The following is a 26,688-nucleotide window of genomic DNA, read 5'->3' on the forward strand; positions in this document are numbered from 1 at the left end:
CCCGCGCCGCACGGGAAAGCCATGGGGGGCACATTCATGGACCTCAGGTCCATGAATGTGCCCCCCATGGCTTTACCCACACACTGGTCACGGGGTGCCGGCGGGCTTGCCCTTCGCGTCCGGCGCGTTCTGGTCGAGCAGGTAGTTGTCCTGCCAGACGGCCCACTTGTAGCCGACGCCGTTCGCGGTCACGTACGCCGCGCCCCACCCGCTACCGGTGAACCGGTTGTTGATGGACTTCATGTTGCGGCCGTACTGGTTGCCGTGACTCGACTCCAGCCCGAGCTGGTAGCCGCCGCCCTCCAGCAGGTTGCCCTCGACGGTGACGTTGTCGATGTCGCCGCCGTAGGTCTGGATGAACAACGCGCCCGTGTCCTGACCGGTGGAGCAGTCGATCCGGTTGTTGCGGAAGGTCAGGGTGCGGCCGGCGTTGCGGTCCAGCGGGAAGTCGCGCACGGTGGCGCCGTCGTTGTGCGCGTCACCGGCGGTGCGCAGGCCGCGGACGTAGTTGCCCTCGGCGAGGCCGCTCAGCGAGCTGCCGGTGTTGTAGAAGCAGATGCCGGAACCCATGCCGGTGATGTAGTTGCGCTGCAACGTGCCGACGCCGAGGAAGGCGCACGACTTCGCGATCGTCGACGCGGAGAGCTTGGAGCCGTCGATGTTGGAGTCGCGGATCGTCACCGGGGCGCCGGTGACCTGGCAGGAGTTGCTGCCGCACGGGCCGTTCGTGGTCACCAGCGGGGCCGCCTCGTTGAGCTTGGTGGGGCGGATGCAGGACTTCTCGATGGTGATGTTGCCCGCGAACAACGTCAGGGCCTGCTCGATGCGCTTGCCGGAGATCACCGTGCCGGCGCCGGGCTGGCCGGGGCCGGTGTAGAGCGGCAGCGAGTCGCAGTTGAGGCCCTGGGCGGCGAGACCCGTGTTCGCCTGCGTGAGCTTCCAACCAGGGGAACCGGCCGGCGCGGGGGTGCCGGGGTTGGTCGGCGGCTTCACGGGGCCGTTGGTGGCGGACTTGGTGGTGCTGGGTGCCGCCGAGGTGCTGCTCGGGGCGGCGGAACTGCTGGTCGTGCTGGTCGAGGTGGCGCTGGTGCTGTCCGCCACGGGTGTCGGTTGGGCCGCCTTCGTCGGGGAGCAGGCGGCCAACGCGATGACACCACCGGTCAGCAGTACGGCCAATCTCAGTTTCACGGCTGGATCTACCTCCACGCGTGTTCACGACGGGGGACCGTGAACTCGCTAATTGTGTCGTCGGCCGTTGCGGAATGTGTACGAACTCGTGCGACGGAGTCGTACCGGGGGGCCGTTGAACGACCAGCACACTGCACGGGCCGACAGGAGGAGTCAAGCGGATCTCGTTGCGCCGCAACATCATCTTCCGGCTCGGCAGGAATGCTCCATCTGTGTGAGCAGGTAGATCACGGTTTAATCACCGAGCCATTTGATTCTTTGATGTGTGAGATCAGCGACCGATGAAAGTGGCGCGGCCGGGACCGTCCGTGAGGAAGCTGTGCACAGCGCGTGGCAGGTCCTCTGTTTCGTACAACGCGGACGCGATCGTCGTGACGTGGGCGTCCGCCTCCGGGACACCGCCGTTCTCGAAATGCGCGAGCACCTGTTTGGTCGCGGCGTGCGCCTGCGTCGGGCCGACCGCGAGCGACAACGCGAACTGCTCGGCGGCCAGCGCGAAGCCCTCGTCCGGGAGCACGCGGTTGACCACGTTCCAGCGTTCCAGCGTCGCCGCGTCGTAGAGGTCGCCGGTCATCACGAACTCCTTCGCGCGCCCCACGCCCGCGCGCGCCGCCAGCCGCTGCGTGCCGCCCATCGTCGGCGTCAGACCCACCACCTTCTCCACCAGCCCGAACCGCGCACTCTCCGCGGCGACGATCAGGTCGCACGCCACCGCCAGCTCGAACGCCCAGGTCAGGCACAGGGCGTGCGCGGCGAAGACGGTCGGGATCGGCAGCGCGGCGAGCCGCTGAGGGAGCAGAATCATGCGGTCGAACAACGCCTGTGCGTCCTCGCGGTACTCCTGGGCCGCGAACAGCGACACGTCGACACCGCCGGACACGACCCGTCCGGACGCGTTGACCAGCAACGCCCGTGCGTCGCCCAGCTCGTCCAACGCGTCGTGGAACTCGGCATCGAGATCCAACGCGTAGAGGTTCAGCGGCGGCGCGTCGATCGTGATGATCGCGAGCTCGTTCTGCCGGGTCAGGTGGATCTTCATCGGGTTCCTCTACAGCCAGTCGCGGCGCTTGAACATCAGGTACAGGTAGTAGGAGAGGCCGAAGATGCCCAGCGTGGCCACCCAGAAGCCCCATTTCTGCTCAAAACCGGGATAGGGGACGTTCATCCCGTAGTACCCGGAGATCGCCGTCGGCACGGCGATGATCGCCGCCCAGCTGGTGACCTTCTTCATGATCGAGTTCAGCCGGTTGCCCTGCACCGCGACCTCGGCCTCGCGCAGGTTCGTGATCAGCTCCCGCATCGACTCGGTGAGCTCGGCGGTGAACAACGCGTGGTCCTTGACGTCCAGGTAGTACGGCATCATCACGTCGTCCACCACGTCGTGTTCGCGGTGCGCCAGCGAACCCAGCACCTCGCGCATCGGCAACGCCACCCGCCGCAACTGCACCAGGGCTCGCCGCAGCTGCAGCGCCTTGCGGCCCACGTGCGGCTTCTCCTGGTAGATCCGGTCCTCGAGCGCCTCGATGTCGTCGTCGAGCCGTTCCGCCGCGCTGTAGTGGCCGTCCACCACGTCGTCGAGCAGGCCGTGCAGCAGGAACCCGACGCCGCTGGACGCCAGCGTCGGCGCGCTGTCCCACCGGCGCACCACGCCGGCCAGGTCGTAGTCCTCGCTCTCGCGCACGGTCACGAGCGCGTTCTTGGTCACGAACGCGTCGACTTCGCACGTGCGCAGTTCGTGCCCCTCGCCATATGAGACGGCGTAGACGCTCAAGAACAGGTGAGTGGGATAACGGTCGACCTTGGGGCGCTGGCGTTCGGCCATGGCGTCCTCGATCGCGAGCTCGTGCAGTCCCAGCTCGTCGCGGAGCAGACCTATCTCCTCCGGCGAGGGCGCGCAAAGGTCGAACCACACCACCGCGGACGGATCTTCGAGGTGGTGCGCGACGTCGGAGACCGGGAAGTCCCGGTCCACGAGTTCGCCGTTGCGGTACAAGCGGGTCCGACCCATGGGTGACAACGATACGTAGATCTACTCAGATGTGAGGATTGACGGCCAACTCCCGCTACTCTCGTTACGGTGAAGGTGGACCAACCACAGCGCATTGGCGACTACCTGCTGCTGGGCAGGCTTGGTCGTGGTGCCATGGGAACGGTCTACCTGGGCCAAGGCAGCGACGGACGGCAGGTCGCCGTCAAGGTCGCCCGCGCCGAGCTCGCCGACGACCCGCGCTTCCGCGAGCGGTTCCGCCGCGAGGTGCAGATGGCCCGCGCGGTCGGTTCGGCCGGCACCGCGGCCGTCGTGGACGCGGACACGCGCGCCGCCCGCCCGTGGATGGCCACGGAGTACGTGCCCGGCCCCACGCTGCAGGAGGCCATCGAACGGCACGGCCCGCTGCCCGAGCACCACCTGCGCCGGCTCGCCGAGGGCCTCGCGGAGGCGCTGACGGCGATCCACCGCGCCGGACTGGTGCACCGCGACCTCAAGCCGTCCAACGTGCTCCTCGGCGCCGACGGACCGCGCGTGATCGACTTCGGCATCTCGCGCGCGATGGAGCACACCGCGCTCACCGAGACCGGCATGGTCTTCGGCACCCCCGGCTTCCTCTCGCCGGAGCAGATCACCGGCCAGGACGTGAACGCGCCGTCCGACGTGTTCGCGCTCGGCGCCGTGCTGGTCTACGCGGCCACGGGCAGGGGCCCGTTCGGCGAGGGGCCGACCGCGACGCTGCTGTACAAGGCCGCCCACGGCGAACCGGACATCGACGGCGTGCCCAAGGCGCTGCGGCCGCTCGTGCAGAAGTGCATGCACCGCGACCCCGCCAAGCGCCCGGACCCGTCCGAGGTGACGCGGCTGCTCGCCCAGGTCGTCACGCCGAAGCCGCCGACCAGCAAGCTGCCCGCGCCGATGACGCCCGCCGCGGCGACGTTCTCGACGTCGCGGGTCGTGCCGCTGCTGTGGGGGCTCACGAACCTCGCCGCCGCGCTGCTGGCCGCCGCGATCGCCGACCCGGCCGCCAAGGCCAACGGCGCCACCCAGCTGCTGGCGCTGGCCGCGTTCTGCGTGCTGGTCGTGCGCGCGGCCCGGTACTTCGGTGCCGCCGCCCGCCGCAAGATCGTCATCGAGATCAGCCGCGAGGGCATCGCGACCACGCGCAACGGCAAGTTCCACCAGTACTGGTGGTACGAGCTGGCGCGGGTAAGAGTCGTGCCGCACAAGAAACGGCCGTGGGTCGTCGTCTGGCTGAAGGACCCGGCGCCGCGCCGCTTCTTCGGCGCGCACCACGGCGGTGTTCGGGTGTTCCCGGTGTCCCACGAGCGGACCAGGCGGCGGCGCGAGCGTGACGTCGCCGAGCTGCGCGCCGCCCTGGCCTGGTACCTGCCGCGCTCCTACGACGGCCGCTGAGCGACCCACTCGTAGCTGATGGTGACCGACAGCTTTCCGTTGCCGTTCAGAATCGCGGCGTCCTCCGCTCCTGAGATCCTGCCGGTGGCGGGATCGACGGTGAAGCTCATCGCAGTGCCGTCCGTCGTCAGCTTCCCGTTGTCCCAGCGGATCTCGGGAGTCTCGGCGAGTCTGCGGTAGATCGCGGCCTTCTCCTTGTTCGTGGTGAACGGGGACATCAACGCGAACGACGACTGGATCAGCTTCTGCACCGGTGTCGTCGCGTTCGGCGGCAGGGTGAGGCTCTCCTCCTGGCACGGGGAGGCCGCGCAGAACGTCGACCACAGCACGGGGCCCCGGTACCCGTTCTCGAGGAGGACGTCGAGCGGCGCCTGATCGCCCCCGACCGGGCGACGCTCACCGGTCGCCCTGCGGTAGACCAGCACCGACTCGCCCTTGGTGACGGGTATCCACGCGTCGTACTGGAACTGGACGTCGGTGATCCCCCAGCCGTCCCTGCCGTCGATCCTGTGCCAGAGCAGATACTTGACGTGCTGAAACCCGGTGGTCGGCTGGTCGGCGGTCTCCAGCATGGTCGCGGCCTCCAGCAGCGAGGTGGCCGGGATGGTCGGCATGGTCGCGGGCGCGTCCCGCGACGACGGCCGCAGCGTCACCACGAGCCCGGTGATCATCACGACCGCCACGGCCGCCGCGGCGATGCCGATCCAGCGCCGGGACCGCGGCTTGGGTTCCTCGGTGAAGAGCTGTTCGCGCAACCGGGCCAGCCGCACGTCGTCGCTACCCCGCACCGGGTACAGCTCGGAGAGGTCGTCGTCCAGCACGTCACGCATGTTCCACTTCCTTCAGCTTGGCGCGCAGGCGGTGCAGACGGGACCGGGCGGTTCCCGGGTTGAGGTCGAGGGCTTCCGCGGCCTCCTGCACGCTCAGACCGGCCAGCGACACGAGCAGCACCAGGTCGCGGTCGACGTCGGACATCTTGGCCAGCTCGCGCGCGATTCGGCGCAGGTGCGAGCGGGAGTCGATGCGGGTGACCACCGTGTGCTCCAGCGACTCCGCGACACCGACGTCCACGCCATAACGTTCGGCGGTGCGCAGCAACCGGGTCTCCCGTTTCGCGTGGCCGCGCAACAGGTTCGTCGCGATGCCGTAGAGCCAGCCGACGACGCTGCCCCGCTCCGGGTCGTAGGTCTCCTTTCCGCGCATGGCGGCCAGGAACGTCTCGCTGACCAGGTCGTCAGCCACGTCGACACCCACCCGTCGCGCCAGATATCGGTGCAGCGGATGGGCGTGCTCGTCGAACAGCTCCGCGAACATCACGCCCCCAGTTGGCTTCTCGCGGCATCGGTGTTGCAGTGACGTGGGTCACACTGCGTTGGATCTTTTTGGTTGGACAGCGTCTCGAAGATGGTCGCATGACCAACTGGACCGTGACGGTCGCCGACGCCGCGCACTCGCCGCTCAACCGCGAGTACAACGCCGAGATGATCAGCCGCTACTGGGGGCGGCCCACGAACGACGCCGAGATCGACGCCTACGAACGCGACGAGCAGGACCACGACGTGCCGGTGTTCCTGGTGGCGTCGAGTGACGGCGAGGACGCGGGCTGTCTCGGCATGAGGTTCCTCGGCGACGGCGTCGGCGAGTTGACGCGGATGTTCGTGCGGATGCCGTGGCGCGGGAAGGGCGTCGCGTCGACGTTGCTCGTGGCGATGGAGGCCGAGGCGCTGAAACACGGTGTCGAGGTGCTTCGCCTCGACACGCGCGCGGATCTGGTCGAGGCGCGAAGTCTGTACGCCAAGCACGGTTTCGCGGAGATCGATCGCTACAACGACGCCGAATATGCCGACCATTGGTTCGAGAAGCGGCTGAAGAGGCTAACGTCCGCTGATCCGGTTGCGATGTCCTGAAAGGTCGGGATGACTCGCGCCAGGAGGCATTGAACATGCGGTTGCGTCCACTGGTGACGGCTGTCGCCGTCACCGCGGCACTGGTGGTGACCCCGGCCTCGGCGGCTCCCGCCGGCCGGGTGCTCGGTTACGTCGCCAACAACGGCGGCGGGGTGTCGGTGATCGACACGGCCACGAACGCGGTGTCCCAGACGATCGTCGACAGCGGCGGAAGCTCGCCGTACATGGCGGCGGTCGCGTTCGACGGAACTCGCGGCTACGTGACGAACTCCGTGCAGAACACGCTCACCGTCATCGACACGCCGACCAACACGGTCGACAAGTCCATTCCCGTCGGGAGCCACCCGGCGGGTGTCGCGGTCGCCCCCGGAGGCGGCTTCGTCTACGTCACCAACTACGCGGACGGCACGGTGTCCGTGGTCGACACGGCCACGCTGACGGTCACCGCGACCGTCACCGTCGGCCAGAACCCGGACGGCGTGGTCGTCACCCGCGACGGCACCGCCGTCTACGTCACGCACGACGTCGTCGGCCCGAGCAAGGTCTCGGTCATCGACACGACCTCCAACACCGTCGCCGGCACGATCAACGTGGGCAGCACGCCCACCGCGGTCGCGGCATCGGCCGACGGCACGCGGATGTACGTGGTCAACAAGGGTTCGGACGACATCTCCGCCATCGACGTCGCCACGCGCACCGTCGTCGGCACCGCCAAGGTCGGCTTCGTGCCGCACGGCATCGCGTTGTCGCCCAACGGAACCCGCGCGTACGTGACGAACAGCGAGTTCGACTCGGTGTCCGTCGTGGACCTGACGGCGATGACCGAACTGCAGAAGATCGTCGTCGGCGACCGCCCGATCAGCGTGGCCCTCACGCCGGACGGCGCCAGCGCCTACGTCACGAACTTCAACAGCAACACGGTGTCGATCATCGACACGGCGTCCAACACGGTCACCGGCTCCATCGCGGTCGGCCAGCGCCCGGTGGGCATCGCGATCAACTTCGTGCCGCCCGCCGCGTCGAAGCTCGTGGGCGGCACCGCCCAGCTGCAGCTGCGGCTGCTCGGCTTCACCGTCCGCTCGCTCGACGCGACGCTGACCGACAAGCACACCGGCGCGCCGATCGCCGGGCAGCAGGTCGTGTTCCGCACGGTCAAGGGCAACCCGCTGTGCACCGCCACGACCAACTCGTCGGGCAAGGCCACCTGTGACGCGAACGTGTCGCTGCTGGTCGGCCTGTCCACCCTGCTGCAGGGCTTCACGGCCTCGTACGCGGGCAACAACGAGCACGGTGGTGCCTCGGCGCACGGCTACATCACGCTGCTCTAGTCAATATCAGTCACGGTTGTTACATCCCTTGACTCGGACGAAATGCCCGGCATAGCGTCCGGGTCGAGGGATGTACTCCGGTGACCGCCGCCCCGGATCACGAGGGGAGTGTCCGTGGCGGTGAGAGCTGTGGCCGTGGCTGTCCTGGTCGCAGGCCTGGTCGTGCCACCCGCACAGGCTTCGTCCGATGGCCCGCGGGCGGTCGTCAGCGCTTCAGGGGGAGCGGTCACCCTGGCGGTGACGCTCGGCGGCAAGACGGTTGTGCAGCCATCGCCGGTCGGGATCACGACCGAGCGCGCCGACCTGTCATCCGGGTTGTCGTTCGCGAGCAAGTCGCGCCGGGCGATCTTCGAGCGCTACCGCACGACGTCCGGCAAGAAGCGCGACCGGACCGTGCGGGCCACCGAGACGACCTACCGGTTCACGTCCGGTGCCAACAAGCTCAACCTGGTGGTGCGCGAGTCCCCGGACGGCGTCGCGTACCGGTACGAGCTGCCGCAGGACACCGGTGCGGTCACCGGCGAGGCCTCGGCGTTCGTCCTCCCCGCGGACTCTCCCGCGTGGCTCGCCAAGTTCCGGCGCGACTACGAGAACCCGTTCCTGCAGATGACCGCCGGCACCGCCGAGCCGGCCGAGTACATGCACCCGGCGCTGTTCGAGGTCGGCGGCACCTACGCGTTGGTCACCGAGTCCGATGTGGACGGACGGTACTCGGGCGGTCGCCTGGTGCACACCGGTGGCGGCAGGTACCAGGTGAAGCTGTGGGACGAGAAGGTCGCGGTGTCCGGCGCGCTGAAAACGCCGTGGCGCACCGTGATCGTGGGCTCGCTGGCCACCGTCACCGAGTCGACGCTGGTGGACGACCTCGCGCCGCCGTCCCGCGTGCGCGACACGTCCTGGATCAAACCCGGTCCGGCGATCTGGACCTGGCTCGCCGGCGGCCGCACGGTGCAGCAGGACTTGGCCAGGCAGAAGGAGTTCGTCGACTACGCCGCCGCGCGCGGCTGGCCGTACGTCGTGGTCGACGCGGGCTGGTACGACGACCCGAACTGGCGCCGGACCAGCTTCATCCCCGAACTCGTGCGGTACGCGAAGGCGCGCGGCGTCGGCATCCACACCTGGGTGCGGTTCAGCAGCGTCGACACCGCGGAGAAACGCGCGGACTACCTGCCGTGGCTGCGGAAGTGGGGCGTGCAGGGCCTGAAGATCGACTTCATGGACTCCGACGGCCAGGAGCGCTACCGCTGGTACGACGAGATCCTGCCGGAGACCGCCCGGATGCACTTCCTGATCAACTTCCACGGCGCCACGCTGCCGCACGGCGTTCACCGCACCTGGCCGCACGTCATGACGACCGAGGCCGTGCACGGCGCCGAGAAGTCCAGCGGCCTCACCACTTCGCACCTCACCGCGCTGCCGTTCACCCGCAACGTGGTGGGAGGCATGGACTACACGCCCGGCGGCTTCCACCGCACCCGCGCCAACACCGACGCCGGCGAGCTCGCGCTGTCCGTGCTCTACGAGTCCGGCGTGCAGAACCTCGCCGGCCGCCCGGACTCCTACGACGCCCGGCCACTGGCGCGGTGGTTCCTGGAACAGGCGCCGACTGCGTGGGACGAGACGCGCCTGTTGTCCGGCCGCCCGACTGAAAGCGTCGTGATGGCCCGCCGTGATGGCGACCGTTGGTTCGTGGGCGGCGCGGTGGCGGGGGAGGCGCGTGTTGTGGACCTGCCCGCGCTCGGCCAGGGGCGCTGGCTGGTCGAGGTGGTGCGCGACGGTGTTGCCGGTCTGGTCAAGGAAACCCATGTCACCTCGGGCAAGCTGACCATCCCGGTCGCGAAGGACGGCGGTTTCGCCGCCCTGGTCTGCCGGCCGGACCGTGCCACCTGCGCGCGGCCCACGCACGGCATCCCGTCGACTTCCGTGGTGACCACGCCCGAGCTGGTGTCGGTGCAGCCCGGGCAGGTGTTCGAGACGAGCGGCACGGTCACCAACACCTCGGACCGACCGCTCTACGGCGTGACGTTCGCGCCGCGGGTGCCTTCCGGCTGGACGGTTTCCGGTGCGGTGAAGGCGTTCCGCCTCGCGCAGGGGGAGTCGTTGAGCGGCAGGTGGACCGTGCGGGTCGGCGCGAATCCTGTCGTGGGGCTGACCGATGTGCCTGTGGAGGCCCGCTTCAGCGCCGGTTTCTCCGCTGAGAAGGTGACCCGCGCGCACGTGTGGAAGCCCTTGCCCGCCGGACAGTCCTATCTGGCGGGCAACGACCGTTCCGTCGAGGGCAGGACGCTGACGACCGGCGGCGTCCGGTTCGGCAAGGGCATCGGCACGACCCCCGCGGACAGGACCTTCGAGCTCGGCACGTGCACCCGGTTCGACGCCACCGTCGGAGTCGACGACGAGGTCGACGGACGAGTGGACCGCGCGGCCGGGGTCGGTGGATCGGTGGTGTTCGCAGTCCTCGGTGACGGCCGCGTGCTCTACGAGAGCCCGCTGCGCAGGTCGGTGGACCCGGCGCTGCCGATCAGCGTCGACCTGGGTGGCATCAAGTCGTTGACGCTGCGGGTGACCGACGGCGGTGACGGGACGAGCCTCGACAACGCCGTGTGGGGTGACGCACGAGTCACTTGTTAGGCAGCCGTGGGCAGGTCGGCGCGGCGTGCGGCCAGGTGCTCCTCGCACGAGATCCGGGACGCGACGCCGTGGACGACCTGCCACCCGGCGGGCACCTGGAGCACCGCCGGCCAGATCGAGTACTGGCCCGTTGGGCTGACCAGCACCAGGAACATGGTGTGAGCCTGAGCGAACGGGGAAGTCATGACCTCAGGGTGACCTGGACCACCTATGGTCCGGCTATCGGTCTGCTCAAGCTCGCGGTCCCGGCTTCCGATGTGCGGCGCTCGTGTGATTACGTGGCGTCGTGACTGTGGAACAGGTGGTCCTCCTGGCCGAGGACGGTTCGGCCATCGGCGTCGAGGACAAAGCAGTGGTGCACCACGCGGACACCCCGCTGCACCTGGCGTTTTCCAGCTACGTCTTCGACTCGGCGGGCCGCACCGTGCTCACCCGGCGCGCGTTGCACAAGAAGACGTTCCCCGGCGTGTGGACGAACACCTGCTGCGGCCACCCCCTGCCCGACGAGGACATGGCCGCCGCGGTGGTGCGGCGCTTGCAGGACGAGCTCGGCCTGAAGTGCTCCGACCCGGAACTGCTGCTCCCGGCCTTCCGCTACCGCGCCGAGATGGACGGCGTCGTCGAGAACGAGATGTGCCCGGTGTTCCGGGTGCTGTGCGACGACGACCCGACCCCGAACCCGGACGAGGTCGATTCCACCGAACGGGTGGCGTGGGCCGAGTTCGCCGCGAGCGCGCTCGACGGCACGCGCGAGATCTCGCCGTGGTCCCGGCTGCAGGTCGCCGAACTGGTGAAGCTGGGGCCCGATCCGCTGGCGTGGCCGGTGGCGGACCGGGCCGGGCTCCCCAAGGCCGTTCACCTCGCCTGACTGGCTCCTTCGCCGAACCGGTAGGTCGCGTAGTTCATCGCCAAGCGGGCTCGGTGTGCAGCTCCGGCAGGAGGTTTGCCAGAGACGGCCCAGGTGGTCCACAAACCTGCGATGAAAGCCGAGAACGCGTTCATCGTCGTCTCCGCGTCCACGTCGGAGAAGCTGGGCAGCCGCTGCGCCCAGCGTTCGGCGTCTTCCGGCAGATGGCCTGCCTCGATGAGGCGCAGTACCAGGAACGCGCCATCGACCCATGCCGCGCCGCGCGCGGGCAATGCCCAGTCGATCACGTGAGCCGCGCCGGTTCCGTCGATCAGGAACTGATCGCCGTGCATGTCCGTGTGCAGCAGGCAGGAGCCGTCGACCAACTCCGTGATGAGTGCGGCGTGGTCTGCCAACCTATGGACATCCCACCCCTCCACGACTTCGGGGTTGGTCTCGGCGAGGTTGTTCCACGCGTTCGTGAGCGTCCAGCGTTCGCGGAGTGGGCGCAGGTCGGGTGCGGTGATCGTGCTGAGTCTTGCCATCACCGCGGCGACGGCTCGCAGATCGGGCGAGCCCGGAGCAAGGCTTGCGGTTCGTCCACGCAGATGCTCGAAACCGACCAGCAGCCAGTCGTCGACGTCGGCGTGGAAGAGAACCGCTGGAGCGATTCCCGCCGCGATCGCTCCAGCCGTGATCTCGTTGCGAAGCCAGCGCATGCGCAAGCTGACACCGCGTACACCCTTGAGGAACACGTCCGGCCCAGCCGAGGTGACCAGGACGGTGCTGAGATCACTCGAGACGCCCAGAGCGATGTCAGTCGCGCCGGTCACTTGGCCGACCTGGTCCACAACAGCGGTTCTGACATGCGTGGGCAAGTCCGCCCAACGAGTCTTCACGGTGCTCTGTCCACTCACTTGTCGGGATAGCGCGTGTCTGTGTTCTCGTCGCCTGCTCCGCCGCTGGCGCTGCAGTTGCCGTCCTCGTGACACTGTCCGCACTTGGCGTCGTCGACGAGCCAGAGGTCAGGGTCGACGAGGAACCCCGCGCGAGCGATCGTCTGCATCGTAGAAGCGACACCGTGGGCCGGAGCGCCGCCCCACGTGCTCGACACGGTGGGATCGTCGTCGGGCACATGATCGAGGAACCGGCCTGCGACCCGCTCGCAAAACGCGCGATAGGGGCGGGTGTACATCAGGAACGCGTGCCAGCCGGGATCGACCGCTTTCGAAGGCCTCAACGGCAGGCCCGCGTCAGCGCTTCGCCCTGCTGTCGCGAGGAACGCCAGCGCTTGATCCACCACGCGCGGAGCGAGCACCGGGTCGACACCGAAATCGGTGACCGTACGGTCGACCAGTGCGTGGAACAGCGGAGCGGAGACAAGCGTTCGGCCCGCGACCGGGACGTCGGTGATGGTCATGGCTTCCTCGTTTCTCGCGGCGTGATGGCCACTGGTCGGGCAGGTGCCAGACAACCGGACTTCAGGCGGCCTCTACCAGCGCAAGAAGGAGGCGGCGACGTTGCACAAATGCACAAGTGGTCAGCGTCCGCACGAGCGTTAAGTCGTCCTCAGGTCGTTGTGTCGATCGGGCAAGAGGCGTACATGTTCACGTAGTCGCTGCCGTCGAACGGGAGGCTCGGGGTGACCGCAAGAAGCGTGGCGCGGACAGTGCTCGGACTCCGCATTCAACAACGCCGGTTGACCTTCGAGGAGTTCGCGGAGCAGCTGGAGACCTTCGCCCGCGAGAGCGGTGAGATCGGAACTCTGAGTTCTCGGCACGTGCAAAGGCTGTGCGCGGGCAAGCTCACGCCTGAGCAGTTGCGGACGTCCACGGTTCGCCTGCTGGAGCGCTACTTCGCGGCACCCATCGACGAACTCCTCGCAGCTCCTCGAGAATCGGTGGCCCCCGCTGTCAGGAGTGGTCCCAGATCGTTGCGGGCGAGCAGTGCCCTTGCTCTTGCCCGGCAACGAAAAGGCCACTCGCAGGAAAGTTTCGCCGAAGAGGTCGGCGTGGCGTTCACCACGGTTGGCCGGTGGGAGCGTGGCGAGTGCACGCCACAACCGTGGAAGCGGCCGATGATCGCGAGAGTCCTCGGTATCTCGATCGGACAGCTCGCCACCTTGATCGAGTCGACCGGCGAAGTGAGGAGTGAGGTGGACAGGCGCGAGTTCCTGGGTGCTGCCACAGGGGCGGTTCTCGGTATGACGACAGCATTCCGCCCCGCTCTGTCGGTTCGTGCGGGCGAGTCCGACTGGCGTCATCTGCTCGACCGCACAGCGCGCTTGCGTCGTCTGGACAACTATTTGGGCGGTCGGGACACGTACAACGTGTATGCCTCCGAACTCGCATCAACGGTTCGCTATGTTCGAGCGGTCAGTTGCACGTCGAAGATCCGCGCCGCTCTGGTCGGCGTGATTTCCGAACAAGCGCAGATGGCCGGCTGGGCGGCGTTCGACGCTGGGATGCAGGCTGAGGCGAAGCAGCACTACAACGACAGCTTGAAGGCGGCTGAAGAGGCGAAGGACGCGGCGCTTGCCGGGAACGCGCTGGCCTTCCTCGCGTATCAGGAACTCAGCACCACCGGCCCGAATGTCGGCCTCGCCGAAGCGTCGTTCGCCGCGGCGGAAAAGGACGCCACGCCCAAGGTTCGCGCGCTGCTGCTCGAACGCAAAGCCTGGACCTATGCGGTTGCGCGTGACTACCAGGCGACCGAGCGCGCGCTGGCGGACGCCAAGTCGGCATTGATGGCGCACAGTGAGCGACCGGAGCCGGATTGGGTGTTCTGGGTCGACGACAACGAGGTCGAGATCATGGCCGGGCGTTGCTGGGCGGAGTTGCGACGTCCTCTGCGGGCGGTGACCACTCTGGACGCCGCCTTGGCCCGATTCGACGACACTCAAGCACGTGACAAGGCGTTGTACATGACGTCGCTGGCGCATGCACTCATCGACGGCAAGGAGATCGAACGCGCCGCGCTGGTGACCCAGGAATGCGCCCGACTGGCACGAGGTGTCGGTTCGGTTCGCCCGATGGAGCGCATCAACTGCTTGGTCAACCGGCTCCAGGACTTCAAGTCTTCTGTTGCTGTCTCGCACGTCATCGAGCAGGTTCGAGGCTAGTCCCCAGGCTCAACCGTTCGCTTCAACCAGTCGAGGTAGGCGTCGGTTGCTTCGACGATCTCCACAGCGGTGATCTCCGGGTTGTCCCACGGGTGTTCGGAGAGCAGATGATCCCGCAGTTCCGGGTAGCGAGAAGCCGTGGTCTTCAGGACGGTCTGCCACTCCTGACCGGTGCCGAGCTCACCGAGATGCCAATAGATCGAGGTGACTGGTCCCAGTACTTGAGCACTGGCCGCGAGCCGGGCCGCCACGGCGGATCGAGCGAGGCGCACGGCTACTTCTTGGCTGTCGGCAACGGTCGTAACTTGGATGTGATCAGACACCCTTCGAAGCCTAGCCGCGCTCGGGTCCGCACTGCCGCACGTTCGGCCTGACGGCGAGTGGTTGCCGACCGCGCAACCACTCGCCATCTCAACTCACCACTCCAGTGAGCCGCCGTTCTGGTACTCGATCACGCGGGTCTCGAAGAAGTTCTTCTCCTTCTTGAGGTCCATCATCTCGGACATCCACGGGAACGGGTTCTCGGTCGCCTCCCAGACCGGCTCCAACCCGAGCTGTGCGCACCGGCGGTTCGTGATGAACCGCATGTACTGCTCGCACAGCTCGGAGTTGAGGCCCAGGATGCCGCTCGGCATCGTGTCGCGGCCGTACGCGATCTCCAGCTCGCAGCCCTCCGCGAGCATGGTGCGCACCTCCTTCTGGAACACGTCGTTCCACAGGTGCGGGTTCTCGATCTTGATCTGGTTGATCGCGTCGATGCCGAAGTTCAGGTGGATCGACTCGTCGCGCAGGATGTACTGGTACTGCTCGGCGATGCCGACCATCTTGTTGCGCCGGCCCAGTGACAGGATCTGCGCGAAACCGGTGTAGAACCACATGCCCTCGAAGACCACGTAGAACGCCACCAGGTCCTTGAGGAACGCCTGGTCCTTGTCGGGCGTGCCGGTCTTGAAGTCCGGGTCCTCCAGGTGCTGCGTGAACTGCAGCGCCCACGCGGCCTTGTCGGTGATCGACGGGATCTCCCGGTACATGTTGAACAGCTCGCCCTCGTCCAGACCGAGCGAGGTGCAGATGTACTGGAACGTGTGGGTGTGCACGGCCTCCTCGAAGGCCTGGCGCAGCAGGTACTGGCGGCACTCCGGGTTGGTCAGATGCCGGTACACCGCGAGCACGATGTTGTTGGCCACCAACGACTCCGAAGTGGCGAAGAAGCCGAGGTTCCGCTTGATCATGCGGCGTTCCTCGTCGGTGAGGCCGTCCGTGGACTTCCACAACGAGATGTCCGCCTGCATGGACACCTCGGTCGGCATCCAGTGGTTGTTGCAGCCGTTGAGGTACTTGTCCCACGCCCAGTGGTACTTGAGCGGCAGCAGCTGGTTGACGTCGGCGCGGCAGTTGATCATCGCCTTGTCGTCGACGCTGACACGCGCGGCGCCCGCTTCGATGTTGCTCATTTACTGGCACGCCTCGCAGTCGGGGTCGGTGATGGAGCAGGCATCCGGGGTGACGGGCGAGACGGCGTTGAGCTTGCCGTCGGTGCCCTGCAGCGTGGACTTCTCCACGTGCGTGGCGCTCTGGGTGCGCAGGTAGTACGTGGTCTTCAGGCCGCGCACCCACGCCAGCTGGTACAGCTCGTCGAGCTTGCGCCCGCTCGGCTGGGCGAGGTACAGGTTCAGCGACTGCGCCTGATCGATCCACTTCTGCCGGCGCGAGCCCGCCTCGATCAACCACGAGCTGTCGACCTCGAACGCGGTGGCGTACAAGGCCTTCAGGAACGGCGGCACGCGGTCGATCGCGCCCAGGCTGCCGTCGTGCAGCTTCAGGTCCGAGATCATCCGCTCGTCCCACAGCTTGCGCTGCTTCAAAGCACGCACCAGGTCCGGGTTGATCACGGTGAAGTCGCCGGACATGTTCGACTTCACGTACAGGTTGCGGTAGAGCGGTTCGATCGACTGGTTCACGCCGGTGATGTTCGCGATGGTCGCGGTGGGCGCGATGGCCATCACGTTCGAGTTCCGCATGCCGCGCTTCACCTTCTCGCGCACGGCAGCCCAGTCCAGTGTGGACGAACGGTCCTGCGCCAGCTCACCCTCGGCGCGGGTGGCAGCCAGGATCTCGACCGAGTCGATCGGCAGGATGCCCCGCGACCACAGCGAGCCCTCGAACGACTGGTAGGCGCCGCGTTCCTGGGCCAGCTCGGCACTCGCGGAGATCGCGTAGTAGCTGATCTCCTCCATGCTGCGGTCCGCGAACTCGACCGCTTCCTCGCTGGCCATCGGCGTGCCGAGGGTGAACAACGCGTCCTGGAAACCCATCAGCCCGAGGCCGACCGGCCGGTGCTTGAGGTTGGAGTTCCGTGCCTCGGGGATCGTGTAGTAGTTCACGTCGATCACGTTGTCGAGCATCCGCACGGCCGTGCGCACGGTCTTCTCGAGGCGCGCGTGGTCAATGCCGTTCTCGGTCACGTGCTGTGCGAGGTTGACCGATCCCAGGTTGCACACCGCGACCTCGTCGATCGTGGTGTTCAGCGTGATCTCGGTGCACAGGTTCGACGAGTGCACGACACCGCTGTGCTGCTGCGGCGAACGCAGGTTGCACGGGTCCTTGAACGTGATCCACGGGTGCCCGGTCTCGAACAACATGGTCAGCATGCGCCGCCACAGGTCGACGGCCGGGAGCCGGCGGAAGACCTTGATCTCGCCGTTGGCCGCCTTCTCCTCGTACGCCCGGTACTTGGCCGCGAACTCGTCACCGAACGCGTCGTGCAGGTCCGGCACCTCGTCAGGGGAGAACAGCGTCCACTGGCCGTTCGCGCGGACCCGGCGCAGGAACTCGTCCGGCACCCAGTTCGCGGTGTTCATGTCGTGCGTGCGCCGACGCTCGTCACCGGTGTTCTTGCGCAGGTCGAGGAACTCCTCGACGTCGATGTGCCAGGTTTCGAGGTACGCGCAGACAGCGCCCTTGCGGCGGCCACCCTGATTGACGGCTACGGCCGTGTCGTTGGCGACTTTGAGGAACGGCACGACGCCCTGCGACTTGCCGTTGGTGCCCTTGATGTGTGCGCCGATGCCGCGCACCGGGGTCCAGTCGTTGCCGAGACCGCCGGCGAACTTGCTGAGCAGCGCGTTGTTGCTGATGCCGTGGAAGATGGCGGCGAGGTCGTCGTCGACAGTGGTCAGGAAGCAGGACGACAGCTGCGGGCGGGTGGTGCCCGAGTTGAACAGCGTCGGGGTCGAGCACATGAAGTCGAACGACGACAGCAGCTCGTAGAACTCGATCGCGCGGGCGTCGCGGTCGTCCTCTTCGAGAGCGAGGCCCATGGCGACGCGCATGAAGAACGCCTGCGGGAGCTCGTAGCGGCGGCCGTCGTGGTGCAGGAAGTAGCGGTCGTACAGGGTTTGCAGGCCCAGGAACTGGAAGTTCAGGTCACGCGACGCGTCCAGGGCCGCACCCAGCCTGACCAGGTCGAAGGACGCGAGGCGCGGGTCGAGCTGGCCGAGTTCGATGCCGTAGTTCACGAACGACAGGAAGTAGTCCGGGTAGCGCTCGGTCATCTCGGCGTGGTTCAACGGCACGCCGCAGGCCTCGGCGCGCAGCTTGTCCAGCAGCAGCCGGGCGCTGACGTAGGAGTAGTCCGGGTCCTGCTCGACCATCGTGCGGGCGGCCATGATCGGCGCCAGCGCGAGTTCGGCGTCGGTGATGCCGTCGTAGAGATTTCGCTTGGTCTCGGCCAGCACCGCCTCGGCCGACGCGTTGGGCAGGTCGGCACATGCTTCGTTGATGACCACTGAAAGGCGGTCGGGCACGCTCTCTCCTCGCGAGCTCGGCTCGAAGGAATGCATGCGCGCGCCACTGAGGGCACACAGCTGCCCTCCCTCGAGGCACCGTGTCGTGCGCGCAGGCTTGCGCACACACCAGTGGCAGGTCTTCGGACTCGTGGGCGTACCTCTAACGCCTACCGGCCGTCGCTTCCCAGGTCTCGCGACCCAGTGCTTCGTTGACGGCTTTCGTTCCCACTCACCGCTGCGGGGCAGTCCTGGTCTTTCACCAGGTTCCCTCTTGCCTCACCGGCCCGTTGCTCCGAGTCGGTGAACCACCAGCGCGGCAGATACTACATGTTGGGGTGCGGCCTTGATCACCACCCAACATGGGCGTGTCCTGGGTTATGGTGATCTACGTGGGTGAGGTTCGGCCGAAGGTCGTCGCAGGTGCTCTGCTCAGTGCGGGGCTCGCTTCGACGTCCCTCGCCGTCGGTGCCGCGGCGCCCGTGACGAGCGGGGTGCTGGCCGTGTCGGCGGTGCTGGTGCTGATCACCACCCGGCGATCAGCGCGACCCCGAGACTGATCATCACGGCGGCGATCAGGCCGTCCAGCACCCGCCACGAGCGGGGCTTCGCGAACAGCGGGCTGAGCAGCCGGGCGCCGAACCCGAGCGCGACGAACCAGGTGACGCTCGCGGTGACCGCGCCGACCCCGAACAGCCAGCGGCCGGCCGCGATCGAGCCGAGCAGCAGCAGCGTGTCCAGGTAGACGTGCGGGTTGAGCCAGGTCAGGGCGAGCGCGGTGAGCACGGGCCGGTTCGAACCGGTGTCGGCGACGGTCATCGACGACGGCTGGAACGCCCTGCGCGCCGCCAGAAACCCGTATCCCAGCAGGAAAAGCCCGCCGACGACGGCGGCGACGGTGATCGCCTGCGGCCACCTGCGGACGATGGCCCCGAACCCCGCGACGCCCACCGCGACGAGGATCGCGTCCGAAATGGCGCACACGGCGACGACCTTGCCCACGGCCTGACGTCGAAGTCCTTGGCGCAGCACGAAAGCGTTCTGCGCGCCGATCGCGACGATCAGGGTCATCATGGTGCCGAAGCCGAGCAGCAAGTCAGTCACGTCGTCGACGGTATTGACGCCGTCTTGATGAGACCAGCTAAAGATTCTTACGTATCATTAGCAGCCGTGATGGATCTCGACCTGGTGCGCACCCTGCTGGCAGTCGTCGACGCGGGCACGTTCGACGCTGCCGCGGCAGCGTTGCACGTCACTCCGTCCGCTGTCTCCCAACGGATCAAGGCACTGGAGCAGCGAACGGGTCGTGTGCTGCTGGTGCGGGCCCGGCCGGTGCGGCTGACGCCGTCGGGAGAGGTTCTGGTTCGGTACGGTCGGCAACTGCTCGCTCTGGACCAGGACCTCGACGCGGCGCTGGGGGAGGACGCCCTCGTGCGGGTGCCGATCGCGGTGAACGCTGATTCGCTCGCCACGTGGTTCCTGCCCGCCCTGCAACGGGTTTCGCCAGAGCTGAAGATCTCGTTCGACCTCCACCGCGAGGACCAGGACCACACGACGGCGTTGTTGCGGCAAGGTGTGGTGATGGCCGCGGTCACGTCGTCGCGGGAGCCGGTCGCCGGGTGCTCGGTCCGCAAGCTCGGCGACATCCGTTACGCCGCAATGGCTTCGCAGTCCTTCATAGACCGGTACCAAGAAGGCGCGCTGAAGTCGTGGCTGCCGGACGCGCCGGTCGTGGTGTTCGACCGCAACGACGACCTTCAGGACAGGTTCGTGCGCACGCTGACCCGCGGTCGCGGCGCGTCGGACCACCGTCACTACGTGCCGTCGTCCGAGGTGTACGTGCGAACGATCGTGGCGGGCCTCGGCTGGGGCATGGTGCCGCCGCAGCAGCTGCAGGACGGCCTGGTCGACCTCGCGCCCGGCCGGACGATCTCCGTGCCGCTGTACTGGCAGCAGTGGAAGCTCGACTCGCCGGCCCTCACCGCGGTCGCCGACGCGGTCTACGGCGAGGCCGGTGTGGCGCTCGAGTAGGGCCTGTCGAAACCCTGAGGGCAACCTGTCGGCTTCCTGAACCCAGGAACAGGACGGGTTCGCGCCCACGTTGACCGGTATGTGCTGATTCCTCGACTTGCCGCCACCGGCGGTTCACTCGCCGTCGTCGCGACGGTGGCCATGGTGGGTCTGCTCGACCTCACCGTCGGCCCGCTGCGCCGCACGATCAGCGAGTACGCGCTGGGCGACTACCGTCCGGTGTTCGACGTCGCCGTGGTGCTGCTGGCCGTCGGTTCGCTCGCGATCCTCACCGCGCTCGTCCACAAGGGACTGACCAGATGGCGGTCCGGCGGCTCGATCGCGTTGACCCTGTGGTCGGTCGGGTTGTTCCTGGTGGTGGTGTTCCCCAAGACGAACTGGGCGATGGGCACCAACCAGCTCAGCGGCAGCATCCACCGGTTCGGCAGCATGCTCGCGTTCGTCAGCCTGCCGATCGCGGTGATCCTGCTGGCCAGGCCGTGGCTGCGCGATCACGTGTGGGGAAAGCACGCGAGGTTCACGATGGCGTCCGGCCTGTTGAGCGTTGTGGCGTTCACCCCGCTCCTTTACGCCATTGTGCTGGGTGCGACCTCCGACGTTCGGTGGTGGGTCGTGTTCCCGTTGGGCTACATCGAGAGGATCTTGGTCATCGCCGAGGTGATCGCGGTGCTCGTCGTCGGGCTGTGGGCGATCGCGGCCAGTAGGGTTGCGCCATGGCGAGTTGGGGAGACCTCGCGGATTACGTCCGCGCCGAGTACGACGTCATCCACGACGAGGACGAGGAGCTGAGGATCCTCTTCACCTTCGGTGACGAGGACGAGGGCGACGATGAACGCACGCAGGTCGTGATCATCGTCCGGGAAGTGCTCGACAAGCTGCACGAATGGGTGCAGATCGCCTCCCCGTGCGGGCTCGCGAAGGACGTGAACCTCCGCGACGTGCTGGAGGAGGTCGGCAAGTCCACCGTGGCGTGCGGTCTCGCGATCATGGGCGAGCACGTGGTGGTCCGGCACTCGCTTCCGCTGGTGGATCTCGACATCCACGAGTTCACCGACCCGCTGCAGCTGCTCGCCGGTACGGCGGACATGCTCGAGGAACAGTTCTGGGGAGGCGATGGCTACTGATGTTCGACTTGACGCCCGCGACAGATCAGCTGGCGGTCCTGGTGCGCAACGTTTCGGACAGTGATCTCAAGGCACCGACCCCGTGTCCCGACTACACCGTCGGTGACCTGCTCGACCACGTGAACGGCCTGTCGGTCGCCTTCACCATGGCGGCGCGGAAGACCCCGATGGCCGGCACGGGCGCCGGTGACGCGGCCAGGCTGCCGCTGGACTTCCGCGAGTCGATGCCGGCGCGGCTCGCCGAGCTCGCGTCGGCCTGGCGCGCGCCGTCGTCCTGGGAGGGCATGACCGCGGCGGGCGGTGTCGACCTGCCCGGCGAGGTCGCGGGCGCGGTGGCGCTCGACGAGGTCGTGCTGCACGGCTGGGACCTGGCCCGCGCGACCGGCCAGGACTTCGCGGTCGACGAGGACCTGCTCCAGGTCGTCTACGGCTTCGTGTCCTCGATCGGTCCGGACGACCGCGACGGCTCGCTGTTCGGAGCCGCGGTGGAGGTCGACTCGAACGCGCCGCTGCTGGACCGTGTCCTGGGACTCAGTGGGCGGAATCCCGGGTGGCACCTAGGTTAGGCTCTCCTAACGTGAGAGCGATTACGGTGCAGGTTCGGGCCGGCCTGGGCGTGGGACGTCTGGCCGCCGCGGTCGATTCCCTGGTGGAACTGCATCCCGAACTGTGCCGATCCGGCTTCGCGCACCGTGAGGTCGTGGACCCCGCCGCCGCCACGGACGCCGCACTGGCCGAGGCGGAGGCGGGGCTCGACCTCCAGGCGGGCGTGCTGATGCAGACCGTGTGGCTCGACGCCGGTCCCGCGCGGTCCGGCCGGATCGTGCTGGTGCTGCACGACATCGTCGCCGACCGGATGCCGAGCATCCTGCCGTGGCTGGTGCAGGCCTGGAAGCAACCCGCGCTGGTCAGCTGACGCCCAGGCCGCCGACGATCTCCACCTTCTGCCCGGAGAACTCGCCGGTCAGCATCGGCATGGCCTCCGCGATCGCGGCCTTGGTCTCCGGCAACTGCAACGAGTCCGCGTGGTGCCGCGCGGACTCCCAGATCTCGCTGACCCAGATCTTGTCCTCGTCCTCGGGATCGAGCCCGACCGCGTACACCCGGCAGCCGGCCTCCCGCAGGCCGTCCCCGCCGCGAGTCAGGATCGCCACCACGTCGTCGCGGTGACCGGGCTTGGTCCTCATCGAGCCGATGTAGCCGAACGCCATGCGGCGAATCCTATTTCCGCATCGCCACGAACACGTGCTCCTTGCCCGGCCGGTCCGGCGCGTCGCGCACGTCCACGACCTCGAAGCCGCACCGGCCCAGGCTCTGCTCGATCTCGGGACGGGAGCGGAACCGCAGCGTCGACTCCGAGGCGATCATCGAGCCGTCCGGGAACCGGTAGGTGTGGCGGAACGACACGAACGGCAGGTTCACGCCGAGCAGTTCGAGCTGCTCGCGAACGCCGCCCCGCACCCGCGGCTCCGCCCGCGACCAGTCCTCCCAGGCTCGGCGCTCCGGGCGGCGCGTCTCGAACACGAGGTACCCGCCGGGCCGCAGCGCGTCGTGCACAGCTCGGAGCACGGTCTCCCAGTCGTCACCGAGGAACACCTGCGCCACGTTGCCGGTCATGGTCGCGAGATCGACCTGCAACGGGGGCAGCGACGTCGCGTCGCCGTGGATCCACCTCACCCGCGCGTCCTTGGCTCGCGCGATCTCGAGCGACGCCAGGGCCGGATCCACCCCGAAGACCGTGAGTCCGGCGTCGGCCAGCAGCGTCGCGAAACTCCCGGTGCCGCAGCCGAGGTCGAGCACCGAGCGGGCACCGACACCGGCAGCGATCTCCAGGTACAGCGACAGATCGTCGCGCGGCCCGTCGAACTGGTCGTAGATCCGGGCGAGTCGGGGATCGGCGAAAATCGCGTCAGGCATTCCACATCCTAGGCCCGACGACGAACGGCATCAGCAACTCGATCACCTCGCGGTCTGGTTTTCCGTTGAGTTCTTCCTCCGCGACCCGCCGGGCGATCCCGGCCAGGAAGTCGGCCACCTGCACGCGGGCGTCGTACTGCGAGTCGACCAACGTCAGGTTTTCCAGTCGCGGCGCCATCTTCTTGAGCTGCCGGATGCGTCCATCGGTCAGCGACAGCTGCTGGTCGTGCACGATCGACACCGGGCCGCTCCACTGCGCGACGGCCCGCAGTATCGCAGGAAACAACGGGTCCAGCGTCCCGCCCGGTCCGCGGGCGCGCAGCAGGTCGTTGTAGTGCTCCAGCGGTCCGGACACGCGACCGAACTCCGCGCGCACCCGAGAGGCCAGGAACCGCCGCTTGTCCACGAGCTGCACGCGGGCGCGACCGGCCAGCGGCCCGGACGGCCCGAGGAACCACAGCAGCACCCACCGGTTCTTCGTGCGCAGCAGGTGGTTCGCCTTGTACTCCAGCGCGGGCGACTTGATCATCGAACGCAACGCCTCGACACACGACGAGGCCTCGTCCCGCGTCATCCGCACGCCGGCGTGCGCGAAGACCGCCGTGACGCCGCCGACGAGCTTCTCGCCCTCGGAACCCGACTCGTCGCAGGCGATCTCCATCAGGACATCCGGAACACGGGACCACGGGCGCGGAACGGCAGATGCGCGCCAGCCGGGATCAGGAACGCGTGGTCGCGCCGGATCCGCAGCACGTCGCACCACCCGTCGGTGATGACCAGGATCGGGCCTGCCGCTGGGAAGTCCGGGGCGCGTTCGAGCAGGTCGACGCCGGGCTGCAGCACCGTGCCGCCGCGCCCGCGCACCGTCACCCGGCCCGCGATGTCCTCGACGGGCACATATCCGGCGTCATATGCCATCGCGTCACAGAAAACCACGCGCGCGGCGGGCACGTCACGTGCCGCGGCATAGGACGCGATCGCGCCCAGAGCCTTGCCCAGCAACTTGGGATCCATCGAACCGGACGTGTCGAGCACGACCCCGAACGTCGGTCGCGACTCCAGCGTCTCGGGCCGCACCCAGCCGGGCCGGGGAATGTCCGGAGTGGACGCTTGCCGCCGTGACGCACGGGCGTAGGTGCGCCGCTTCTCCACGGCGGGAACGAACTCCTCGAACCAGCGCGCCAGCTGGGCGTCCCACGACAACGGCGGGTGCTCCAGCGCGCGGATCTCCTCGACCAGCCCGGCGGGCAGCAGTCCGCGAGCCGACGTGTGACAGCTCAACCCGGTCAGCAACGCCCGCCGGTAGAACTCGTCCAGGCCGGTGATGTCCGCGGGCCCGCGCAACGGCTCGCCGAGCAGATCGCCCTGGTGGTGACCCCGCAACGTCAACAGCTTCCGGTAGCGCCGCAGATCGACCGTGATCCGGTCGTACACCGACTCCGCCGAAAGGCCGCGCAACGACTGGTCGTGCAGCACGCCTTCCGGAGCCTCGCCCACGCCCATCTCGACCAGCCAGCCGTTGACGACGAAGTCCGCGGCGATGTTCCACAGGTACGGATCCCGCCCGCCGACCCGGTCGCAGTGACGCAACGCGGCGTGCAGCATCTCGTGCGCCAGCACGAACCGCCACTCCTGCCGGGACAGCCCGGCCAGCGGGTTCACGTAGATCTCCGCCGACGCCGTGGAGACCGCCGCGATCGAGATGTCCCAGCCCCGTGCCAGTTCGGCGTCCGCCACCACCTTCATCGACGACGCCAGCGCGCCCAGCAGCGGGTAGTTCGACACGAACCAGCCCAGTGCGAGATCCCACTCGGTCTTCAACGGCCGTGCGTCGGACAAAGAAGAGCGCGCGCCACCCGCCACGTCGATCGCGGCGACAGCGGCGTTGGAGAGCCCGGCGGCGAACCGTTCCGCCCACTTCTTCGGGTCCCTCGACTCCCCGCCGCGCACACACCTGCCCGGTTCCCAGGACGGCGGCCGCGTGCCGAACTTCAGCGCGGGCTGGAAGTCCAGCACGTCGTCACAGGAGAAGGTGCCGAAACCCAGGTGTAGCAAGCAATGCGCGAACACCCACGCCCACTCCTCCTCGCTCGCCTTCTTCGTCGGGTGGGCGAGCATCGAGCCGTCCAGCGTGATGTCCGCCCACGGGTGATCGGACTGCCGGCGCACATACGGGCTGAGGGCGGCGAACAACGGATGGAAGTTGATCCGCTTGTTCGCCGCCGCGAACGCCAGCGCGGCTGGATCGACGTGTGCCTTCGAACGCCGGCTCATGCCCTTGCCGCGACCAGTCGTGGCAGGTCGCGGGTGACTTCGACGAGGAACCACGCGGGCAGCACGGGGTTGCCGTCGTCATCGGCCGCGATCACCATCTGCGCGATCTCCAGCGACAGCTCGGCCAGCTCCAGCAACAACGCCTTGCCGCGGTGGGCGAGCTGCTTGCCCGCCGCGGGGGCGTGCGCCTTGTCGTGCGGCAGCTCCTTCACCAGCCGCGCGCGGAACGCCTCGGCCAGGAAGTACAGCAGGTCGCGGTCTCCTGGCGCGGACGGCCAGCGGGCGTCCCCGCGCAGCACGGCCTCCAGCCCGTACGCATGCCGGACGGTCTTCACGTACGCCTTGAACATCGAGGCGTGGTTCGCGGTGACCGTGCCGAACGCCAGCACCCCGAGCAGGTCCTCGGAGATGTCGTCGCCGAACGAGTGCAGCGCGTCGGACAGCATGTGCCAGCCGCGCGGCGTCGAGAACGTCTCCTCGACCTTCGGCGCCGCGCTCCACAGGTGGTCCGGGCGCTGCGTCAGGTAGTCGAGCACCCACGGGTGGATGTCGCTCTCGCGCGCCCAGGCCAGCCAGTCGCGAGCCGACGCCGTGAGGTGCACGTGGATCATGCGGTTCACGAGCGCGGACGCCATCGGGCGCGCCAGGGCGTTGTCGACGGCCCGGTTGCCGGCTCCGATCACGATCGAGCCCTTCGGCAGCTCGTAGGAGCCGATGCGCCGGTCGAGGATCAGCGAGTAGAACGCCTTCTGCACCTCCGGGCTGCTGGCGTTGAGCTCGTCGAGGAACAGGCAGTACGGGTCCTGGCGGGCGATGGACTCCGGTGGGGCGAACCTGGACCGGCCACCGACCAGTTCCGGAACACCGATCAGGTCCTCCGGCGCGAGCTGCGTGCCCAGCAGCGTCACGCACTCCAGGCCCAGCTCGGCGGCGAACTCGCGGACGAGCGAGGACTTGCCGATGCCCGGTGCCCCCCAGAGGAAGACCGGTCGGACGACGGCGACGTGCAGCAGCACCTCCGGAAGCTGTGCTGGTGTCACGGTGACTGTGGATCGCATGAGGTGATCGAGGATGCCTCACCAGGCTTGTCCCGGTCGCCCGAATTTGTTGACACGAGCAGTGGTCTGGTGCT

Annotated in this window: 29 protein-coding genes and 1 riboswitch; of the genes, 12 read left to right on the plus strand and 17 right to left on the minus strand. The window is 68.0% G+C overall.

Features of this window, described 5'->3' with window-relative positions; translation table 11 throughout:
• Nucleotides 1–87: 87 nt before the first annotated feature.
• The 3 genes from G7043_RS17075 to G7043_RS17085 form a co-directional block, all read right to left on the minus strand.
• Nucleotides 88–1,188: a hypothetical protein gene (locus G7043_RS17075; protein ID WP_166046652.1), complete on the minus strand. Its 1,101-nt coding sequence runs from the start codon at nt 1,186–1,188 to the stop codon at nt 88–90.
• 271 nt (nt 1,189–1,459) lie between these two features.
• Entirely contained in the window at nt 1,460–2,227 is a 768-nt protein-coding gene (locus G7043_RS17080; RefSeq protein ID WP_166046653.1) for an enoyl-CoA hydratase/isomerase family protein, read from the minus strand.
• Nucleotides 2,228–2,236: 9 nt separating this feature from the next.
• The gene (locus G7043_RS17085) at nt 2,237–3,196 is read right to left on the minus strand and encodes a magnesium transporter CorA family protein (protein WP_207311276.1); all 960 of its coding nucleotides are present in this window, start codon (nt 3,194–3,196) and stop codon (nt 2,237–2,239) included.
• A gap of 69 nt (nt 3,197–3,265) precedes the next feature.
• Between G7043_RS17085 and G7043_RS17090 the strand changes: the two genes are divergently transcribed.
• On the plus strand, nt 3,266–4,591 hold the full coding sequence (locus G7043_RS17090; RefSeq protein WP_313887926.1) for a serine/threonine-protein kinase: 1,326 nt from the start codon (nt 3,266–3,268) through the stop codon (nt 4,589–4,591).
• On the opposite strand, the gene G7043_RS17095 is transcribed toward G7043_RS17090, so the two are convergent.
• Complete coding sequence (locus G7043_RS17095) at nt 4,576–5,421, minus strand: hypothetical protein (RefSeq protein ID WP_166046654.1); 846 nt, start codon at nt 5,419–5,421, stop codon at nt 4,576–4,578. The genes G7043_RS17090 and G7043_RS17095 overlap by 16 nt on opposite strands.
• On the minus strand, nt 5,414–5,905 hold the full coding sequence (locus G7043_RS17100; protein WP_166046655.1) for an RNA polymerase sigma factor: 492 nt from the start codon (nt 5,903–5,905) through the stop codon (nt 5,414–5,416). The genes G7043_RS17095 and G7043_RS17100 overlap by 8 nt, the downstream gene beginning before the upstream one ends.
• Nucleotides 5,906–6,003: 98 nt before the next feature.
• On the opposite strand from G7043_RS17100, the gene G7043_RS17105 reads away from it, so the two are divergent.
• The 3 genes from G7043_RS17105 (at nt 6,004) to G7043_RS17115 (ending at nt 10,457) form a co-directional block, all read left to right on the plus strand.
• Nucleotides 6,004–6,498, plus strand: coding sequence for a GNAT family N-acetyltransferase (locus tag G7043_RS17105; protein ID WP_166046656.1), 495 nt, complete (start codon nt 6,004–6,006; stop codon nt 6,496–6,498).
• Between the two features lie 35 nt (nt 6,499–6,533).
• Complete coding sequence (locus tag G7043_RS17110) at nt 6,534–7,826, plus strand: YVTN family beta-propeller repeat protein (RefSeq protein WP_166046657.1); 1,293 nt, start codon at nt 6,534–6,536, stop codon at nt 7,824–7,826.
• A 114-nt stretch (nt 7,827–7,940) separates the two neighbouring features.
• Nucleotides 7,941–10,457 (plus strand): glycoside hydrolase family 97 catalytic domain-containing protein, encoded by a 2,517-nt coding sequence (locus G7043_RS17115; RefSeq protein WP_166046658.1) that lies wholly within the window; start codon nt 7,941–7,943, stop codon nt 10,455–10,457.
• Here G7043_RS17115 and G7043_RS17120 read toward each other — a convergent pair.
• Nucleotides 10,454–10,642: an MbtH family protein gene (locus tag G7043_RS17120; RefSeq protein WP_166046659.1), complete on the minus strand. Its 189-nt coding sequence runs from the start codon at nt 10,640–10,642 to the stop codon at nt 10,454–10,456. The two genes, G7043_RS17115 and G7043_RS17120, sit on opposite strands and share 4 nt — an antisense overlap.
• A gap of 107 nt (nt 10,643–10,749) precedes the next feature.
• Between G7043_RS17120 and idi the strand changes: the two genes are divergently transcribed.
• On the plus strand, nt 10,750–11,325 hold the full coding sequence (gene idi, locus G7043_RS17125) for an isopentenyl-diphosphate Delta-isomerase (RefSeq protein WP_166047043.1): 576 nt from the start codon (nt 10,750–10,752) through the stop codon (nt 11,323–11,325).
• Here the strand turns inward: idi and G7043_RS17130 are convergent.
• On the minus strand, nt 11,313–12,155 hold the full coding sequence (locus G7043_RS17130; RefSeq protein WP_313887927.1) for a hypothetical protein: 843 nt from the start codon (nt 12,153–12,155) through the stop codon (nt 11,313–11,315). The genes idi and G7043_RS17130 overlap by 13 nt on opposite strands.
• Before the next feature lie 62 nt (nt 12,156–12,217).
• Nucleotides 12,218–12,724, minus strand: a complete 507-nt coding sequence (locus tag G7043_RS47615; protein WP_207311277.1) for a glycine-rich domain-containing protein — start codon at nt 12,722–12,724, stop codon at nt 12,218–12,220.
• Between the two features lie 222 nt (nt 12,725–12,946).
• Here G7043_RS47615 and G7043_RS17140 point away from each other — a divergent pair, with 222 nt between their 5' ends.
• Complete coding sequence (locus tag G7043_RS17140; protein ID WP_166046660.1) at nt 12,947–14,425, plus strand: helix-turn-helix domain-containing protein; 1,479 nt, start codon at nt 12,947–12,949, stop codon at nt 14,423–14,425.
• Here the strand turns inward: G7043_RS17140 and cutA are convergent.
• The 3 genes from cutA to G7043_RS17155 form a co-directional block, all read right to left on the minus strand.
• Nucleotides 14,422–14,748 (minus strand): divalent-cation tolerance protein CutA, encoded by a 327-nt coding sequence (gene cutA, locus G7043_RS17145; RefSeq protein ID WP_313887928.1) that lies wholly within the window; start codon nt 14,746–14,748, stop codon nt 14,422–14,424. The two genes, G7043_RS17140 and cutA, sit on opposite strands and share 4 nt — an antisense overlap.
• A 93-nt stretch (nt 14,749–14,841) precedes the next feature.
• Entirely contained in the window at nt 14,842–15,879 is a 1,038-nt protein-coding gene (locus G7043_RS17150; protein WP_166046662.1) for a ribonucleotide-diphosphate reductase subunit beta, read from the minus strand.
• Nucleotides 15,880–18,231: a ribonucleoside-diphosphate reductase subunit alpha gene (locus G7043_RS17155; protein ID WP_390827238.1), complete on the minus strand. Its 2,352-nt coding sequence runs from the start codon at nt 18,229–18,231 to the stop codon at nt 15,880–15,882.
• Nucleotides 18,232–18,327: 96 nt separating this feature from the next.
• A riboswitch (cobalamin riboswitch) is annotated at nt 18,328–18,538 on the minus strand.
• A 64-nt stretch (nt 18,539–18,602) separates the two neighbouring features.
• On the opposite strand from G7043_RS17155, the gene G7043_RS17160 reads away from it, so the two are divergent.
• Nucleotides 18,603–18,770 carry a hypothetical protein gene (locus tag G7043_RS17160; protein ID WP_166046664.1) on the plus strand — a complete coding sequence of 56 codons (168 nt, stop codon included), beginning with the start codon at nt 18,603–18,605 and terminating at the stop codon, nt 18,768–18,770.
• Here the strand turns inward: G7043_RS17160 and G7043_RS17165 are convergent.
• Entirely contained in the window at nt 18,736–19,284 is a 549-nt protein-coding gene (locus G7043_RS17165) for a LysE/ArgO family amino acid transporter (RefSeq protein ID WP_166047048.1), read from the minus strand. The two genes, G7043_RS17160 and G7043_RS17165, sit on opposite strands and share 35 nt — an antisense overlap.
• A 99-nt stretch (nt 19,285–19,383) precedes the next feature.
• Here G7043_RS17165 and G7043_RS17170 point away from each other — a divergent pair, with 99 nt between their 5' ends.
• The 5 genes from G7043_RS17170 to G7043_RS17190 all read left to right on the plus strand — a co-directional run bounded on the left by G7043_RS17170 (nt 19,384) and on the right by G7043_RS17190 (nt 22,281).
• Entirely contained in the window at nt 19,384–20,241 is an 858-nt protein-coding gene (locus G7043_RS17170; RefSeq protein WP_166047050.1) for a LysR family transcriptional regulator ArgP, read from the plus strand.
• A gap of 81 nt (nt 20,242–20,322) precedes the next feature.
• The gene (locus G7043_RS17175) at nt 20,323–21,030 is read left to right on the plus strand and encodes a DUF998 domain-containing protein (RefSeq protein ID WP_313887929.1); all 708 of its coding nucleotides are present in this window, start codon (nt 20,323–20,325) and stop codon (nt 21,028–21,030) included.
• Nucleotides 20,955–21,365, plus strand: coding sequence for a YbjN domain-containing protein (locus G7043_RS17180; protein ID WP_166046665.1), 411 nt, complete (start codon nt 20,955–20,957; stop codon nt 21,363–21,365). The genes G7043_RS17175 and G7043_RS17180 overlap by 76 nt, the downstream gene beginning before the upstream one ends.
• Entirely contained in the window at nt 21,365–21,931 is a 567-nt protein-coding gene (locus tag G7043_RS17185; protein WP_166046666.1) for a TIGR03086 family metal-binding protein, read from the plus strand. Before G7043_RS17180 ends, G7043_RS17185 begins: the two co-directional genes overlap by 1 nt.
• Nucleotides 21,932–21,942: 11 nt before the next feature.
• On the plus strand, nt 21,943–22,281 hold the full coding sequence (locus G7043_RS17190) for a hypothetical protein (RefSeq protein ID WP_166046667.1): 339 nt from the start codon (nt 21,943–21,945) through the stop codon (nt 22,279–22,281).
• On the opposite strand, the gene G7043_RS17195 is transcribed toward G7043_RS17190, so the two are convergent.
• Genes G7043_RS17195 through G7043_RS17215 form a run of 5 tightly spaced genes read right to left on the minus strand, consistent with a single transcriptional unit; the run spans nt 22,274 to nt 26,614 of the window.
• Nucleotides 22,274–22,576: a putative quinol monooxygenase gene (locus tag G7043_RS17195; RefSeq protein WP_166046668.1), complete on the minus strand. Its 303-nt coding sequence runs from the start codon at nt 22,574–22,576 to the stop codon at nt 22,274–22,276. The two genes, G7043_RS17190 and G7043_RS17195, sit on opposite strands and share 8 nt — an antisense overlap.
• 10 nt (nt 22,577–22,586) lie before the next feature.
• Nucleotides 22,587–23,282 carry a class I SAM-dependent DNA methyltransferase gene (locus tag G7043_RS17200; protein WP_166046669.1) on the minus strand — a complete coding sequence of 232 codons (696 nt, stop codon included), beginning with the start codon at nt 23,280–23,282 and terminating at the stop codon, nt 22,587–22,589.
• Nucleotides 23,275–23,943, minus strand: a complete 669-nt coding sequence (locus G7043_RS17205; protein WP_166046670.1) for a DUF3800 domain-containing protein — start codon at nt 23,941–23,943, stop codon at nt 23,275–23,277. The genes G7043_RS17200 and G7043_RS17205 overlap by 8 nt, the downstream gene beginning before the upstream one ends.
• On the minus strand, nt 23,943–25,556 hold the full coding sequence (locus G7043_RS17210; RefSeq protein WP_166046671.1) for a vWA domain-containing protein: 1,614 nt from the start codon (nt 25,554–25,556) through the stop codon (nt 23,943–23,945). The genes G7043_RS17205 and G7043_RS17210 overlap by 1 nt, the downstream gene beginning before the upstream one ends.
• Nucleotides 25,553–26,614, minus strand: a complete 1,062-nt coding sequence (locus G7043_RS17215; protein WP_166046672.1) for an AAA family ATPase — start codon at nt 26,612–26,614, stop codon at nt 25,553–25,555. The genes G7043_RS17210 and G7043_RS17215 overlap by 4 nt, the downstream gene beginning before the upstream one ends.
• Nucleotides 26,615–26,688: the final 74 nt, after the last annotated feature.

Source organism: Lentzea alba (assembly GCF_011067745.1).
Taxonomy (GTDB): domain Bacteria; phylum Actinomycetota; class Actinomycetes; order Mycobacteriales; family Pseudonocardiaceae; genus Lentzea; species Lentzea alba.